Origin of the sequence: Corynebacterium sp. HMSC073H12, assembly GCF_001837775.1 — a bacterium.
GTDB classification, from domain to species: Bacteria; Actinomycetota; Actinomycetes; order Mycobacteriales; family Mycobacteriaceae; genus Corynebacterium; species Corynebacterium amycolatum.
The window spans coordinates 128,279-143,822 of record NZ_KV834040.1 but is presented as its reverse complement, the minus strand read 5'-3'; the positions used below and the strand labels follow the sequence as shown (position 1 = coordinate 143,822).

Below are 15,544 nucleotides of genomic sequence, written 5' to 3'. Positions count from 1 at the left end.
CCCCGACGCGCCCCGGCTGGTTATTGAGGGGTTGGGGCCGTGGGAGTGAGCGGTCTATTTTCTATTCCGCCACTTATGGCCAAGTTTCGGGGTCTTGTCGATGGTGTCGGTGTCTTGTCGATGGTTTTTCGGCACTTATGCGCACGGTATTGGCCGGGTCTCTCACATGTCGATGAGGTATTCACTTATGGCCACGCTCCAGCGCATCGATAGGTGAATACCTTGGCCACAAGTCGCTGGAGTCTTGGGCCAGAGCGCTGGAGCCGAAAGCTTGCCACTTACTCGCCACTTATGCGGGGGTTCTAGAATCCCAATAGCGCAATGACAGGTGAAGAGGAGCCATCACAGCATCGCGGCAGCACGCCACGTATGGTTCGAAGATGACGTATGGCTCGACAGTAACGTTTGGCTCTGTATACGCGACCATATGTACACATTTGCGCCACAGGTCACTTTTGGGCCATAGGCGGACAGTTAAGCCATAAGTGGACAGGCGCATAGGAGGCGATGGAGCACTTTTTTTTGGGGGGGGGGCACAAAGCTGCCCGAGCTAGCCAGTACCTGAGTACTTAGAGACGTGGGCGCTATGAGTTCCCCAGCCGAAGCCGCAGGTGGCGCGGTTGGGCTGGGGCGCGGGGACCGTCGTAAAGCTAAAGGTTAGACCTGATCTAGGAGGTCCCAGAGTGTCGAACTGTGGATAATCTGCAGGTCGTGGGCTTCGGGCGCGACGTTGACGTGACCGGGCATGAGCGTCACGGACGAATGCGTGTGACCGTGAACGATGCCGGTCCAACGATTAGCGTGCGGAGCCCAGCGGACGGCATTCTTGGACGCGGTCCGATCCATCAGCGTGGGGTAGTGGTTGAAGAGATAGGCCTTCTTGCCCTGTTTAATCTGGAGATTCAGGCTGATGAGGTCAAAGACATTCTGGAAGGCGCCCATCCATTCCATCTGCACAGCAGGCTGGAACTTGGGATGAATCTGATCGTGGTTACCAGGATTCAGAATCATGGTGAGGTTGCGCGCTGACTTGACCTCGGCCAGCTTCTCCAGCGCGTAGGTATCTTCGTGAACCGAAATATGGGTTAAGTAGCAAAAAGTGTGTCTGGTCGGCGTTTCGCCGGTGGGCGCCTTTTTCCGTTTAGCCCCAATGCGAGTTACTGACCACGTTTATGCCCGGTGCCGTTGGGCCGATCCGAGTTACTGACTGCGTTTATGTCAAAAATGGCCCGGAAAATTGCCTGAAAGTGTCATAAGCTCGCACAGTTTCACATTTGCAGCCCGCAAGTTTTCGGGTTGTCGGTTTTTCTACTTAGCCCACTCTATGCTCGGAGGGTTTTGCGCCTGTGAGCGTAACTCGATTCTCCGTTGGAGGGGAGAGAGACTCAGTCACGCTGCAGGTCTCCTCACGTAACCTGGGACGCATGAGGCTCGACAATATAACCCGCCCCTTGCTGGCGTCCTTTTTCGCCGCGGTCGCGTGGAGTGTTTTGGGTGGGCTAATCTTGCCGGAGCCCAATCTCGCCTACGACGAAGGAATTGCGTCGTGGATCGTGTCCATGCTGGTCTCAGTAGTGCTGGTCGGAGCAATAGCTGTTTTTGCCGGTGATCGTTCGTCGGCCCGGGGGATGACCAGCGCGCGCAGCATTGTCGCAGCAGCTACCGGCGCAGGAATTGCTGCGCTTGGCGATTTGGCATTCCTATTTCTCACCACGCCGCCCGACGGGCAGGACGGCCTAGCCGTCGCCTATGTCGTGTTCTTTTACATCCCGCTACTATTTATCGGCGGATGGGCCGCCAGTGCCGCGATTAAACGGGTGTGTAGGGGGCGCCGGAAAGCGAAGAAAGAAAGAGAGACCTAGCTGGCGGCCGTGAGCTAGGCCTCTAAATTTGGAGTCGCCAGCGCCTGGTGCGTCCGGTTAAGGCCGACCATTGTAGCCGGCCAGGCGCGGAGGGCGTTTTTTTTGGGGGGGGGGAGCAGAGGCAATTGTCGACACCTTCATCGGACGTGAATCGGAATCGACAAACCGCCTAGCCCCAAAGGGATAGATTCTTAGAACAGGCCAGTCGGGTTCTCGTCGTAAGAGACGAGCATGCACTTGGTCTCCTGGTAGTGCTCGAGCATCATCAAGTGATTCTCGCGGCCGATACCGGACTGCTTGTAACCGCCGAAGGCTGCGTGAGCAGGGTAGCTGTGGTAGTTATTCACCCACACGCGACCAGCCTGGATGCCGCGGGCAGCGCGGTAGGCGTCGTTCTGGTTGCGGCTCCACACACCGGCGCCAAGACCGTAGATAGTGTCGTTGGCAATCTCGAGAGCCTCGTCCAGAGTCTTGAAGGTTGTCACGGCCAGGACCGGGCCGAAGATCTCCTCGCGGAAGAAACGCATTGAGTTGTTGCCCTTAAAGATTGTCGGCTCGACGTAGTAGCCTCCTTCCAGCCCTTCGAGCTTGGCGACGTTGCCGCCGGTGAGAACCTCCGCGCCCTCCTTCGGCCCGGACTCCAAGTAGCCGGAGATTTTGTCCAGCTGCTCCTGGGAGGCCTGGGCGCCCATCTGTACCGACGTATCCAGCGGGTTGCCGGTCTTAATCTGCTTAACGCGCTCGACCGCAAGCTTCAGGAACTCATCAGCGATGTCTTCGTGGACCAGGGCTCGCGACGGGCAGGTGCAGACCTCGCCCTGGTTCAACGCGAACATGGCCAGGCCCTCGATGCACTTCTCGCGGAACGCATCGTCGGCGTCCATGACGTCGGGGAAGAAGATGGACGGGGACTTGCCGCCGAGCTCCAGCGTGATCGGAATAATCTTGTCGGACACTGCCTTGTTGATTAGCTGGCCCACGGCAGTCGATCCGGTGAACGCAATCTTGGAGATCCGGTCGCTTGCGGTCAGCGCAGCACCGGCCTCGGTGCCGAGGCCATTGACGATGTTGAGGACGCCGTCCGGAAGCAGATCGGCGATGATCTCGGTGAGCATGAGAATCGACGCGGGGGTCTGCTCTGCTGGCTTGAGCACGATGCAGTTGCCGGCGGCGAGGGCCGGGGCGATCTTCCATGCGGCCATCAGGAGGGGGAAGTTCCACGGGATAATCTGGCCGACGACGCCGAGTGGCTCGTGGAAGTGGTAGGCGACCGTGTTGTCGTCAATCTGCGAGATGCGCCCCTCCTGCGTGCGGGTGGCCCCGGCGAAGTAGCGGAAGTGGTCGATTGCGAGCGGGATGTCAGCGGCGAGGGTCTCGCGAATGGCCTTGCCGTTCTCCCAGGTCTCGGCGACGGCAATCTTCTCAAGGTTTTCCTCCAGACGGTCCGCGATGCGGTGGAGGATTAGCGCCCGCTCGGCCGCAGGAACCGAAGCCCAGGAGTCCTTCGCTTTGTGTGCGGCGTCGAGGGCGAGCTCAATGTCTTTCTCGTTAGACCGCGGAACCCGGCAGAAAACCTCGCCCGTAACCGGGGTGGAGTTGTCCATGTATTGCCCGTCTACTGGAGGTGTCCACTTACCGCCGATGAAATTCTCGTACTGCTCCTTGTACGTGAAGATGGCATCGGGGGTGCCGGGGTTGGCGTAAACAGTCATGTAGACACATCCTTTTGATGGGGAAACAACAAACGTATGAGCCAACTCTAAATTGTGACTCGTGCCATAATCAACACTTATTTTTTCATCGCTTTTGCGAGAGATGCGATTGCTGCCGACCCTAAATCTGCCCCGACGTCGCCGTGAGAAATTCCAAAATTGCCCGCACACGGCGGTTTTCCTCGCCGGGCTCCAGATGCAGCTTCATAAAGATGTTGGACACGTGTTTCGCCACCGCCGCCCCGGAAAGCACGAGGTCATCGGCAATCTGCTTATTGGACTTGCCGCGTGCCATCAGCTCGAGCACTTCGCGTTCGCGCGCCGTTAAACTGGCTAGCCCCGATTTGCCGGACTGCATCAATGCCGTCGCCACATCAGGGTCAATCACCACGCCACCACCGGCGACGACCTCGAGCGAACCCAAGAAGTCCAGCACCTGGCCAACGCGGTCTTTGAGCAGATACCCGGTCCCGCCACTCGAGCTGCTGCCACTCGAGCCGACCCCAGTACCAACCCCAGCACCGCCCGGCGAGAACAACTCACGCGCATACGCCGGCGCCACATACTGTGACAGCACCATCACATTTAGCTGCGGATAACGCTCGCGCAACTCGACCGCCGCCCGCAGGCCGTCATCGCTCATCTTGGGAGGCATGCGCACATCGGTTATCACCAGGTCTGGCAACTCGCCCGTGTCATCAAAACGATCATCGATGTCCGCCACCAGGCCGTGGGCAGTGTCGACCATCGCAATGACTTCATGTCCACGCTTTTCGACGAGTCCCGCGACCCCCTCCCGCAGGAGTGCCGAGTCATCCGCAATGACAATTTTCATTTTTTCTCCGCACCTTTCTTCTCCACGCCTTCCATTTCTCCAATGCCCGATTCCCAGCGATTTAGCATCAAGGGAATTCTGGCTATTACCTGCGTTGGCCCGCCTTCGGGAGAGTGCATGGTCATCGCACCGTCGAAAGTGGCCAGGCGCTCTTTCATGCCACGCAATCCGCGCCCCAATTTTGCCCCACCCGGACCTTGGTCGGTAATTGAAATATTCAGTGTTTGATCTGAGGTGAGCAATACAGAAACAGGAGCATTCGGCGCATATTTCGCCGCATTAGTCAGCACTTCTGCACAGAAAAAATAAGCTGCCGCGAGCACACTTTCATTTAATTCCGGCAGGGGATAGGGAGTGTGCACAACAACGTGAGGGCCGTACCCTTCAGCAATTTCCTCAACAGCCGCTTGCAGACCGCGATCGCGCAACACCTGCGGGTGAATTCCGTGGACTGTTCTCCGCAAAGCTCGCAGGCCATCCTCCAAATGGCCGCGAGTTTCCGCCAGGAGTTGCATTAATTCCTCATTGTCCGTATTGGATGCCTCTAATTCCGCAAGGCCCAATTTCATTGAAGCCGCAACAATGTATTGCTGAGCTCCGTCGTGGAGGTCATTTTCGATGCGGCGACGTTCAATCTCAAAGGCTTCGGCAATTGTGCGTCGTGAAGCGGTAAGTTCGGCGATGCGAGCGGCGGCGGATTCCTCGTAGCTGCGTTTATGCGCTTTTTCGCGGCGGTTCGCGCCGATATATTTGCGGAAATAATCCTTCAGCTCCATAGTCTCCCATGGTACGAAAGCTCTGAACGCGGAGGAATTATTTTCCGGCATGGTAGACCTAGCACTACCGCAAAAGGAAAGTGAACACGGTGTTGAAATCGCGTCCGTGCGAGTGAAATGAGTGCCATGACAGAGAACAACAGCCCAAAAAACGCACGACTTTGTATCCGCGACATCACCAAGTCCTACAATTCCGCTCCCGTTCTCACCGGCATTTCGCTGACCATTGAGCCCGGCGAAACCGTTGCAGTCATGGGACCGTCCGGCTCTGGTAAGTCCACGCTGCTGCACTGCATGTCCGGCGTGCTGCTGCCGAATGACGGCGATGTCATCTACGGCGACACAAAGGTCAACTCGCTTTCCGACGCCGACCGCTCCGCCCTCCGTCTGCACGACTTCGGCTTCGTTTTCCAGGATGGCCAGCTCCTGCCCGAGCTGACGGCACGGGAAAACGTCGCTTTGCCAATGATTCTGCAGGGCAAGAAGCGCTCAAAGTCACTGGCGCTTGCCGACGATGTCCTAGGCCGCCTGGGACTAAAGGACCTCACGCGCCGTCGCCCAGGACAGATGTCCGGCGGTCAGGCACAACGTGTGGCCATTGCCCGCGCGATGGCCGGTGAGCCAGGTGTCATCTTTGCCGATGAGCCGACTGGCGCGCTGGACCAGTCCACAGGCCATGAGGTGATGCAGCAGCTGATTGCGTTGGTGGAGCAGACCGGTACGACATTGGTGATGGTCACGCACGATGTGAAGGTGGCCGACTGGTGTCGTCGCCGTGTGGAAATCCGCGATGGCCTGATTCACGATGACCGCCTGCTGGCAGGAGCGGAGGTTACAAAGTGAGCACCGTAACTGAAGCAACGAAACCTCAGAAAATTCCTACCGGTGCACTGGCGGACTTGAGCACGCGACTACAGCGCGCCGGGCGTGAATCTCATTCGGGAAACGGCTGGTTATCCGCACTATCCGTGGTAGCTATGACCGTGAGTACGTGGTTGGCGCTGGTCGTCGTCGGTGGCACGGCGATGTTTTACCGCCGTTGGCAGGCTGAGCCAAAGCTGCCACCGAACCCAACACCCGAGGATTACATGAATGAGGGCTCGGGCGAGATGTACCTGCAGTTGGCACTGGTGGCCTGCGTTTTTGTGATTCCGGCAATGGTTTCGCTGGTGGCACAGTCGGCGGTGCTTGGCGCTGCAGGACGTGAGCAGCGATTGGCAACTCTGCGCTTGATTGGTCTGTCTAACGGGGCAGTTACACGCATGGTGATTATCGAAACCCTCGTATTGGCAGCTGTTGGGCTTGCGGTGGGCACATTCTTGTCAGTTGCCACTGCGCCGTTTTGGGCAATGATCAAGTTCGACAATGATTATCTGGATACCTGGGACATGTTGCTTCCCTGGTGGGGTTACCCGCTGGTTTGGGTAGCAGTGGTGCTTCTCGCGCTCTTTGCAGCTGTGGTTGGTTTGCGAAGGGTGATGATTTCACCACTTGGCGTTAGCCGCAAGGAAGTGCCCAAGTCGATGAAGGCATGGCGCATGATTGTGGCCGTTGTCATCGGTGCGGTTGTCCTGTACGTGGTTGCCAACTCCAATATCGCAGGCGGGACCATCGCTACCACGATTGGTGTTGCCGCAATGATGTACCTGATGGTCTGGGCAATTGGCCTAGTGGCGCCTTTCTTTATCCAGATTGTTGCCCGCATCTCCAGCTTCTTCGGTACTTCAAGTGATTTTGTGGCGACGCGACGAGTAGCCACTAACGCTAAGGAATCGTGGCGTCGAGTAAGTTCCATGGCCTTCCTGTCCCTGCTGCTTGGCTACACAATGATGGTGCCGAGTGAAGACAAAATTGAAGAAGTTGCAGATGTCACATTCGCGCACGATATTGCAACTGGTGTGACTATCACCTTCGTAATTGGCTTCATTCTGCTGCTGGTATCGACTGTGCTGACGCAGGCCTCAGCTGTCTATGAAGAGGCCTCGCTGACAAAGGCATTGGACTTCATTGGTACGCCAATCGCCTTCCATCGCACGGTCACTTTTAAGCAGACGTTCTTCCCCATGCTTGTGACCAGCATCTTCGGCTTTGCCATGGGTGCACTGTTGGGAGCCGTCATGTTCGGTTCGGGCGCGTATGAAGTTACCTTTAGCCAACGCTCACTTGTTGTTGCGCTGGCGTACCTGTTGGGAGTTCTAGCAGTTGGTGCTGTGACCTTGGCTGTCGATCCACTGCGCCGAAAGCTGCTGGGGCGCCAGATTCGCCACAACGACTAGTTGCCATTGCAACGACTAGTTGCCCTTAAAAGGGCAGTGGAGTGGCCGTGCAGTGGTGCTCGGCCAGTTCCTTAGGGTTCAACTTGAGGATTAAAGCCTGTAACCAATTGTGGTTCTGCTGATAACCAAGCATTCATCTCACAACCACGTAATTTCTACCTCTGACTTTTAGCCTGAAGTCATGCGTACCTACGTACTTGATACCTCGGTCCTGCTGTCCGATCCCCACGCCACCAAGAAGTTCGATGAGCACCAAGTTGTGCTTCCGCTGGTCGTGGTGAGTGAGTTGGAGGCCAAGCGCCACCACCCAGAGCTGGGGTGGTTCGCCCGAGAGGCGCTCCGTTTTCTCGAAGAGCTGCGCTACCGCTACGGCCACCTGGACCGACCTGTGCCCGCCAATGACCTTGGCGGGTTTATGCATATTGAGCTCAACCACTCCGATCCTTCTATCCTCCCCGCTGGCTTCCGCACCGCCGAAAACGATCACCGTATTCTCGCTTGCGCCCTTAACCTTCAGCACGATGGCCATGATGTCGTGCTGGTCACCAAGGACATTCCGCTTCGCGTTAAGGCTGGTGCGGTGGGCTTGCCTGCCGACGATTACCGCGCCCAGGACGTCGTACTGACTGGGTACTCGGGAATGGTGGAAGTGGACGTCGACCCGGAGGAAATTGATCGTCTCTTCGCCAACGGCTTTCTGGAGCTCGAGCAGGTCCAGGAGCAGCCGCTGCACTGCGGCGTGCAGCTCAGCGCCGGTAGCCAGTCTGCGCTGGCAAGGGTGAGCGCCCCGGGCGTCGTCAAGCTGGTGCGGGGCGATACGGAGGCGTTTGGGCTGAAGGGGCGGTCGGCGGAGCAGCGCGTTGCGCTCGACCTGCTGTTGGATGACTCGGTGGGGATTGTTTCCCTCGGCGGCCGAGCCGGCACGGGTAAGTCGGCGCTTGCGCTGTGCGCGGGTCTGGAGTCGGTGCTGGAGCGCGGACTGCATCGCCGAATCGTGGTGTTTCGTCCGCTCTACGCGGTCGGTGGCCAGAACCTTGGTTACCTGCCCGGTAGTGAGGACGAAAAGATGAACCCGTGGGCGCAGGCTGTCTACGACACGCTGGAGGGGCTAGTCTCGGAGAACGTCATGGATGAGATTGCCTCGCGCGACATGCTGGAGGTTCTGCCGCTGACCCACATCCGTGGTCGCAGCCTGCATGACAGCTTCGTGATTGTCGATGAGGCACAGTCGCTGGAGCGCAATGTACTGCTGACGGTGCTGTCACGTCTTGGCAGCAATTCGCGGGTCATTCTTACTCACGATGTGGCACAGCGTGACAACTTGCGCGTCGGCCGCCATGACGGTGTGCAAGCGGTGATTGAGAAGCTAAAGGGCAACGAGCTTTTTGCGCATATCACGCTGAAGCGCTCGGAGCGCTCGAAAATTGCGGAGCTGGTGACCAGCATGCTGGATTAGCGGCGACGGTCGTGTTAGGCATCGTCCCTAGTAAGAAGGAAGGTAAGCCGTCGCCGTGTAGCCAGACCCGCCGCTCAGAAACCCGCTAGTAAACGCGGATAGCGGGGAAGTCCTCGGCTTCAACCATCTCCAACAGTTTTTCGCGACGTGCAAAAGCGGAGCATGCGCCGACCGCCTGTACGGCTGCTGCACCTGCTGCGGTGGCCAGGGGTACGGCGTCGTAAAGCGAGGTGCCCTTAGCAAGCTCTGCGGTGAGCGTGCCTACGAACGCATCTCCAGAACCGGTGCCGTCGACAATCTTCTCCTCTGGAAGTTTGAGCGCGGGCTGTTCGTAAATTGTCGGCTCATCGTCAATCCCATCGGTGTGCTGGGCGAAGAGGCAGCCGTGGTCGCCGCGGAGCATGATGACGCTGGGGCAGTACTGCAGTAGGGCCTCGAGCTGTGCGCGGTAGTCGGTGGCGAGGATGCCTTCGGCGATGTCCAGGCGTCGAATGGTCTCCCAGGCGCCCTTCATGTTGACGATGAGCGGATCAGCATGGTCAATCAACGCAGGAGTAACGGTGGTGACCGGATTGAGGTTCAGTACTAGTCGCGCGTTATACATGGATGCGACGGACGCGATGGCCTCAGTTGCTTCCGGGAGCAGCTCGCCCTGTGCGAGCACGACATCCGCTGATGCGAACTCGTCGACGAAATCGGTGGGGTCGGTCAGCGCGTCAGCGCCTCGCTGGACAAAAATGACCGGTCGACCCTGCCGATTTGTTGCGACGAAAGCGCTGCCGGTTGGCAAATCCCAGGAGGTTTGAATGGAGTGGACATCCACGCCGTGTGCGTTGAGTTCCTCGACTACGACATCCGCAGCGCGATCCTCGCCAACCGTGCCGGCCATGACAGCGCGGACACCGTCGTAAGCAATGGCAACGGCCTGGTTAGCGCCCTTACCGCCTAGCGAATTAGTGCCGTCATCAACGATGAGCGTGCCACCTTCGGCGGGTACGCTATCGACCTGTACCAGGGTATCTAGGTGGATAGAGCCACATACAACAACGGTTGGATTCTCATTCAGGTCAGGAATCGGCTGCATAAAAATATAGGATAGTCGGGAATTCAAATCCGTGTTGGTCGCCCGAGTTTACAGCCGTCAGAGCCCGCGAATCGATGCCCTACAATCGATGGCTATGGCAAAACTGTACTTCCGCTACGGAACCATGAACAGCGGAAAATCCATCGAGGTCCTCCGCGTCGCGCACAACTACCGCGAGCGCGATATGCGACCGTTGATCGCCAAGCCGGCCGTCGACACCTTGGCTGACGGCGACGTGCACTCCCGCATCGGAATCGCGGAACGCGCGCACCTCATCCACGACGGCGATGACCTCTCCTCGCTTGCCGACGGCCACGATTGCCTAATCATCGATGAAGCACAGTTTCTCACCCCTGACCAGGTTGACCAGTTGCTGGGCATTACCCTTCGCGGTATCCCGGTGCTCTGCTACGGACTGCGTACCGACTTTCGTACCCACGCCTTTCCCGGCTCGCAGCGCCTGCTCGAAGTCGCTCACACCATTGAGGAAATTAAGACTATTTGCACCTGTGGCCAGAAGGCCATCTTTACTGCGCGGTTGCACTCGGACGGCAGCATTATTCTCGACGGTGAGACTGTGGAAATTGAGGCGCTCGAAGCGCCGAAGTACATCTCCCTGTGTGCCAGCTGTTACAACCGGATGTCAGGCAAGTGGGTGTGAGCGGGCTGGGACAGTTCCGAGATTAGAGTGCGACAAGAAAACGCGCGACGAAAAATAGGGAACAAAAAGGGAACAGCCCTGGCAGTTGAACTGTGGAAGTTCGCCCACCAGGGCATTTAGTGCCCCCACCAGGGCTCGAACCTGGGACAAAAGGATTATGAGTCCTCTGCTCTAACCGACTGAGCTATAGGGGCAAGGCTCGAGTGCTGTGAAGCGGCAATTAAGCACCGTAAATCAGTGCCCGAGGCCTCATAGCATCATAGCAATCTGCCACCGTGCGGTGATAAAAGCCCTATAACCAGCAGGTTCTGCTGCCATCGCACGGATTCAAAGAAGCTGTCCCGCGTTCTCGATGCCCTCATCTCTGAGCTCGATGAAGCAAAGCGTCTCCCGTGCTCAACGAACCAAAGTTGCTCCGTAAAACTGTCGGCAAAATTACGACTTTCGGTTGATGAATCAGTACTTGGACACTCCTAGCATTAATCCTATGAGTGCAAAACCTTCCTTGAGCAGCGCCGACGTCTCAGCCGACGCACAACCCGGCGCCACGGCGAAAGCGAAGGGTGCCGCCGTCACGGCAATTGCCAGCGATGAGCAAATCGCTGAGTTCGCAGCCTCGCCACAGAGCTGGTGGGGCCTGCTCGTGCTCGCGGTTGGTCTCGGCATGATCGTCCTCGACGGCACCATTGTCGGTGTTTCACTGCCGACCATCATTTCGGAGCTGGGTCTCGACATCGTGGGCGCGCAGTGGATTACCACGATCTACTCCGTTGTCTTTGCTGCACTGCTGCTAACCTCCGGCCGTGCTGGGGACCGCTTCGGCCGTCGAACGCTTTTCCTCGTCGGTCTGGTCATCTTCACGGTCGGCTCCGTTGTGGCCGCGCTTTCCACATCCTTGGCCCCGTTGGTCATAGCCCGCGTTATCCAGGGCATTGGTGGCGCGTGCATTCTGCCGTCGACACTGTCCAGCGTTAACGCACTGTTCCGTGACAAAGATCGCGCCACCGCATTCGGCATCTGGGGTGCGGTCATGTCCGGTGCCGCAGCAGTCGGCCCGCTCTTGGGTGGCGTCCTTACTCAATTCGCTGGTTGGGAAGCTATTTTCTGGGTCAATGTTCCCATCGCCGTGGTGCTCTTTATCCTTGCTCTGCGTTGGGTACCGAACACCGCGGGCGATACCAATGGCGCTGGTGGTTTCGATGTCGTGGGGCTGGTGCTGTCTGGAATCGGCTTTGGTGCCGTGGTCTTCGGCATCATTCAGGGTGCCAAGATTGGGTTTGCTTTTCCCTCCGCGCCCGTCGTCACGCTCTTAGTTGGTGCGGTGGTGCTCGTCGCCTTCGTGCTGTGGGAGAATCGTCGTCGAAAGAACGCGGATCCTGCGCTGTTGGATGTGTCGATGTTCTCCTACGCCACGTTCAGCTGGGGAAATACCACGGCGATGCTCGTCGCGGTGGGTGAGTTCGCGCTGGTCTTCGTGCTGCCGCTTTACTTGGTGTCGGCGATTGGCTTGTCGACGATCGCAACTGGCCTGGTCCTGGCAGCGATGGCTCTCGGCGCGTTTTTCGCAGGTGCCATGGCGCGTCATCTGGCGGCCCGGATTACCCCGGCCGGTGTGGTGATTGTGGGGCTTGGCCTCGAGGTCTTCGGCTCGCTGCAGTTGGCGGCGGAAGAGCGTGTTGATCTGCCACTGTGGCTCGTTGTGTTTGCGCTGATTATCTACGGTCTGGGGCTTGGCCTGGCATCAGCGCAGCTGACCTCGCTGGTGCTCGGCGATATTCCGGTGCGTCTGTCGGGGCAGGCGTCGGCGACGCAGTCGACGATCCGCCAAATTGGTTCTGCTCTCGGTGCGGCACTCGGTGGTATGTCGCTGACGATTGGGCTGGATCGCGAGATTGAGAAGTTGTCGCCGGGACTGGAGCAGATGGGGCAAGGGTTGAAGGATTCTGCCGGATCTATGCTGATTGGTCTGCGCGCGCAGGGTGCTCCCGACGGTGTATTGATCCCGCTGACAAATGCGTTTGCACATGCCACGCAGTTTGCGCTGTATTCCGCTGTCGGCGCGCTGACTGTAGGCTTCCTCTGCTCGCTGAAGGTGCTGCAGTTGCGCAAGCAGGCTGAGAAATCGAGTTAGCTACTTGGAATATTCGGGTGAGGGGCCGCGTTGGGAATTGGTGTCACAACATCAATCGTGGCAGTCTTATCGTTTGTCTCTTAACCGGACTTGCAAGTTAGAAATGACCAACATGAAAATGCTCACAAAGCGGCGTTGGCTCGATTACGGCCGAATTTCTACTTCCTCCTGTCGCTAAACACTTCGGGCTTCCGCCCCCCCGTTGCGCCTACCTCTTCGAGGCTGAGCCCAGCGGCCCCGGATACCCCATCACGCGTATATGCCAGACGGGCTTAGGGCGCGGCACAAGTGTTTTCAGAGAAATAAAATCCCAGGAGGAAAAGTGAATAAATTTAAATGGGCGACCGGCTTCGGTGCCCAAGTTGTCTATGGCCTGATTATTGGTCTCATTTTGGGCTTCATGGCCCGCAGTACTGGCGATGACTCTTCGCTGCGCACAGCGCTGGACGAGGTCGGTAGCACCTACGTCACGCTGTTGAAGCTGCTCATCCCGCCGCTGGTGGTCACCGCGGTGGTGGTGTCGATTGCCAACCTGCGTCAGGTCGCAGGTGCAGCCAAGCTGGCTGTTTCGACACTGGTTTGGTTTGCCATTACGTCCTTTGTATCGGTGGTCATCGCCATCGTGCTGGGGTTGGTCATCAAGCCGGGCGTTAACTCCGGCGTTGATGCCTCGGCCGCACAGGAACCGGATTCCGTGGGTTCCTGGTGGGGATTCCTGCAGAGCATTGTCCCGCAGAACTTCCTCGGCCTCGGTGTGAAGATCAGCGAGTCTGACGGTGCTGTATCCGGCTCGCTGAACTTCAACGTTCTGCAGCTGCTGGTCATCGCGATTGTCTTCGGTATTGCCGCAGTAAAGGTCGGCTCGAAGGCTGAACCGTTCATCGAGTTCTCCGGCTCGCTCCTGACCATCGTGCAGAAGGTGCTGTGGTGGGTTATCCGTCTGGCACCAATCGGTACCGCGGCTCTGATTGGCCATGCGGTTGCTGAGTATGGCTGGGAAGCGCTCGGCAGCCTGGGCAAGTTCGCCATCGCCATTTACGTTGGCCTATTCCTGGTCATTGCAGTCGTGTACCCGGTAATTTTGAAGATTCATGGCATTAGCCCGATCGACTTCTTCCGCCGTGTTTGGCCGGTGACCTCGCTCGGCTTCTTCACCCGTTCGTCGATGGGCGTCATGCCGGTCACTGAGCGTGTGGTCTCCCGCCGCCTGGCAGTGCCGGATGAGTACGCCTCCTTCGCAGTGCCGCTGGGCGCTACTACGAAGATGGATGGTTGCGCTGCCATTTACCCGGCTATCGCAGCTATCTTCGTGTCGCAGTTCTACGGTGTTCCGCTGGATTTCACGGACTACCTGCTCATCATCTTCGTCTCCGTTATCGGTTCGGCCGCAACTGCTGGCACCACCGGCGCTACGGTCATGCTGACCCTGACTCTGTCGACTCTCGGCTTGCCACTTGCCGGCGTCGGCCTCCTGCTGGCTGTTGAGCCGATTGTGGATATGGGACGCACCGCGGTGAACGTCACCGGCCAGGCCGTGGTCCCGTTGGTCGTCGCAAAGCGTGCAGGAATTTGGAACCAGGACGAGTGGGACGCAAGCGCCAACGCCGATTTGTCGCCAGCCGACGAAACAGCTGACGAGCCGGACGACGAGACCGTGGACGACACTGTGGACGCGCCTGCTGAGAAGTCCACGTCTGCCGCGCTTGCGTAGTCTTGAGGACATGACTTCTTGGAAGCCCTCTGTTCTAGCGCAAGTTGACCAGTGGCCAGTCGACGCGGTCGCGACTGCCGCGCGTGCCGACGATGGCAGTTGGCACACCCACGGTGATAGCGGCCGAGTTTTTGAACTGGCCAGTGTGACCAAGCTGTTGGCGGCCGTGGGAATGCTTGTGGCCGTCGAAGAGGGCGCGCTGGAGCTCAATCAAGAGCTCACGCCACCCGGTCGTGGTGCGACTGTGCGTCACCTACTGGCGCACGCCGGCGGGGTGGGGTTTGCCAGCCGTGAGCTGGAAAAAGAGCCAGGGCAGCGGCGTATTTACTCCTCCGCCGGTTTTGACATCATCGCCGATGTAATCGCCGCGGAGGCAGAGATGCCGTTTAGTGAATACCTGCGCCAGGCTGTGTTTGAGCCGCTGGGAATGGCGGATTCCGTGCTGGATGGCTCGGCAGGGCATGGCGCGCGTAGCAGCGTCGCTAATCTCATGGCCTTCGTCGATGAGATTCTCGCCCCGACTGTTCTGCATCCCGATACCGTGACTGAGGCTTTGACCGTGCAGTTCCCGGGGCTGAATGGTGTCGTGCCGGGCTATGGTATGCAACGTCCGGCCGATTGGGGTCTGGGCTTTGAGATCTTCGGGCACCCCGATTCCAAGCAGGGGCTGTGGTTTGGTGCCTCGATGCCCAAGGATGTCGCAGGCCATTTTGGGCAGGCGGGCACATTCCTGTGGCTGCATCGTCCAACCGGACGGGCGGCAATCGCTTTAACCGATCGAGCATTCGGTGAGTGGGCAAAGCCGCTGTGGACGGATTTCAATGATGAACTCTGGCGTGAGCTGGAAGAACACGCTGAGGATTAAGAGGATGTGGGGCAAGTCGGCGTCGCTTGCGGCGCCGATTTTTCGTCTCAGCGTTAAATCACATCTGGGGGATTAAGGACAACTTGAGGGTTGCCAGCAGCCGTCTCGGAAATAACAATCATAAACACGTGCAACGCAAACCTCAGAAGTGTTGTTTTACCGCAGTGCTTTTTCT

At 58.3% G+C, this 15,544-nt stretch carries 13 protein-coding genes and 1 tRNA gene; 8 read left to right on the top strand and 6 right to left on the bottom strand.

What is annotated here, in order from left to right:
- Window positions 1–657 precede the first annotated feature (657 nt).
- Window positions 658–1,011, bottom strand: coding sequence for a hypothetical protein (locus HMPREF2708_RS09295; RefSeq protein ID WP_070834031.1), 354 nt, complete (start codon window positions 1,009–1,011; stop codon window positions 658–660).
- A gap of 413 nt (window positions 1,012–1,424) precedes the next feature.
- On the opposite strand from HMPREF2708_RS09295, the gene HMPREF2708_RS09290 reads away from it, so the two are divergent.
- A complete protein-coding gene (locus tag HMPREF2708_RS09290; protein ID WP_070834030.1) occupies window positions 1,425–1,862 on the top strand; it encodes a hypothetical protein in 438 nt (145 codons plus the stop codon).
- Window positions 1,863–2,053: 191 nt separating this feature from the next.
- Here HMPREF2708_RS09290 and HMPREF2708_RS09285 read toward each other — a convergent pair whose 3' ends face one another.
- The 3 genes from HMPREF2708_RS09285 to HMPREF2708_RS09275 form a co-directional block, all read right to left on the bottom strand.
- Window positions 2,054–3,574 carry an acetaldehyde dehydrogenase ExaC gene (locus HMPREF2708_RS09285; protein WP_070834029.1) on the bottom strand — a complete coding sequence of 507 codons (1,521 nt, stop codon included), beginning with the start codon at window positions 3,572–3,574 and terminating at the stop codon, window positions 2,054–2,056.
- 121 nt (window positions 3,575–3,695) lie between these two features.
- Entirely contained in the window at window positions 3,696–4,409 is a 714-nt protein-coding gene (locus HMPREF2708_RS09280; protein ID WP_070834028.1) for a LuxR C-terminal-related transcriptional regulator, read from the bottom strand.
- Window positions 4,406–5,185 (bottom strand): sensor histidine kinase, encoded by a 780-nt coding sequence (locus HMPREF2708_RS09275; protein WP_083321924.1) that lies wholly within the window; start codon window positions 5,183–5,185, stop codon window positions 4,406–4,408. Before HMPREF2708_RS09275 ends, HMPREF2708_RS09280 begins: the two co-directional genes overlap by 4 nt.
- Window positions 5,186–5,302: 117 nt before the next feature.
- Between HMPREF2708_RS09275 and HMPREF2708_RS09270 the strand changes: the two genes are divergently transcribed.
- The 3 genes from HMPREF2708_RS09270 to HMPREF2708_RS09260 all read left to right on the top strand — a co-directional run bounded on the left by HMPREF2708_RS09270 (window position 5,303) and on the right by HMPREF2708_RS09260 (window position 8,917).
- Window positions 5,303–6,028, top strand: coding sequence for an ABC transporter ATP-binding protein (locus HMPREF2708_RS09270; protein WP_070834027.1), 726 nt, complete (start codon window positions 5,303–5,305; stop codon window positions 6,026–6,028).
- Window positions 6,025–7,461 (top strand): FtsX-like permease family protein, encoded by a 1,437-nt coding sequence (locus HMPREF2708_RS09265; RefSeq protein WP_070834026.1) that lies wholly within the window; start codon window positions 6,025–6,027, stop codon window positions 7,459–7,461. The genes HMPREF2708_RS09270 and HMPREF2708_RS09265 overlap by 4 nt, the downstream gene beginning before the upstream one ends.
- A 181-nt stretch (window positions 7,462–7,642) precedes the next feature.
- Window positions 7,643–8,917 carry a PhoH family protein gene (locus HMPREF2708_RS09260; RefSeq protein WP_070834025.1) on the top strand — a complete coding sequence of 425 codons (1,275 nt, stop codon included), beginning with the start codon at window positions 7,643–7,645 and terminating at the stop codon, window positions 8,915–8,917.
- 85 nt (window positions 8,918–9,002) lie between these two features.
- Here HMPREF2708_RS09260 and HMPREF2708_RS09255 read toward each other — a convergent pair whose 3' ends face one another.
- The gene (locus tag HMPREF2708_RS09255; protein ID WP_070834024.1) at window positions 9,003–10,001 is read right to left on the bottom strand and encodes a PfkB family carbohydrate kinase; all 999 of its coding nucleotides are present in this window, start codon (window positions 9,999–10,001) and stop codon (window positions 9,003–9,005) included.
- Between the two features lie 94 nt (window positions 10,002–10,095).
- Between HMPREF2708_RS09255 and HMPREF2708_RS09250 the strand changes: the two genes are divergently transcribed.
- Window positions 10,096–10,662, top strand: a complete 567-nt coding sequence (locus HMPREF2708_RS09250) for a thymidine kinase (protein WP_070834234.1) — start codon at window positions 10,096–10,098, stop codon at window positions 10,660–10,662.
- A 120-nt stretch (window positions 10,663–10,782) separates the two neighbouring features.
- Here HMPREF2708_RS09250 and HMPREF2708_RS09245 read toward each other — a convergent pair.
- Window positions 10,783–10,856 (bottom strand) — tRNA-Ile (locus tag HMPREF2708_RS09245).
- 293 nt (window positions 10,857–11,149) lie between these two features.
- On the opposite strand from HMPREF2708_RS09245, the gene HMPREF2708_RS09240 reads away from it, so the two are divergent.
- The 3 genes from HMPREF2708_RS09240 to HMPREF2708_RS09230 all read left to right on the top strand — a co-directional run bounded on the left by HMPREF2708_RS09240 (window position 11,150) and on the right by HMPREF2708_RS09230 (window position 15,369).
- Window positions 11,150–12,793: a DHA2 family efflux MFS transporter permease subunit gene (locus HMPREF2708_RS09240; protein WP_083321921.1), complete on the top strand. Its 1,644-nt coding sequence runs from the start codon at window positions 11,150–11,152 to the stop codon at window positions 12,791–12,793.
- A 322-nt stretch (window positions 12,794–13,115) separates the two neighbouring features.
- Window positions 13,116–14,504, top strand: coding sequence for a dicarboxylate/amino acid:cation symporter (locus HMPREF2708_RS09235; protein WP_070834023.1), 1,389 nt, complete (start codon window positions 13,116–13,118; stop codon window positions 14,502–14,504).
- Between the two features lie 10 nt (window positions 14,505–14,514).
- Entirely contained in the window at window positions 14,515–15,369 is an 855-nt protein-coding gene (locus tag HMPREF2708_RS09230; RefSeq protein ID WP_070834022.1) for a serine hydrolase domain-containing protein, read from the top strand.
- Window positions 15,370–15,544 lie beyond the last annotated feature (175 nt).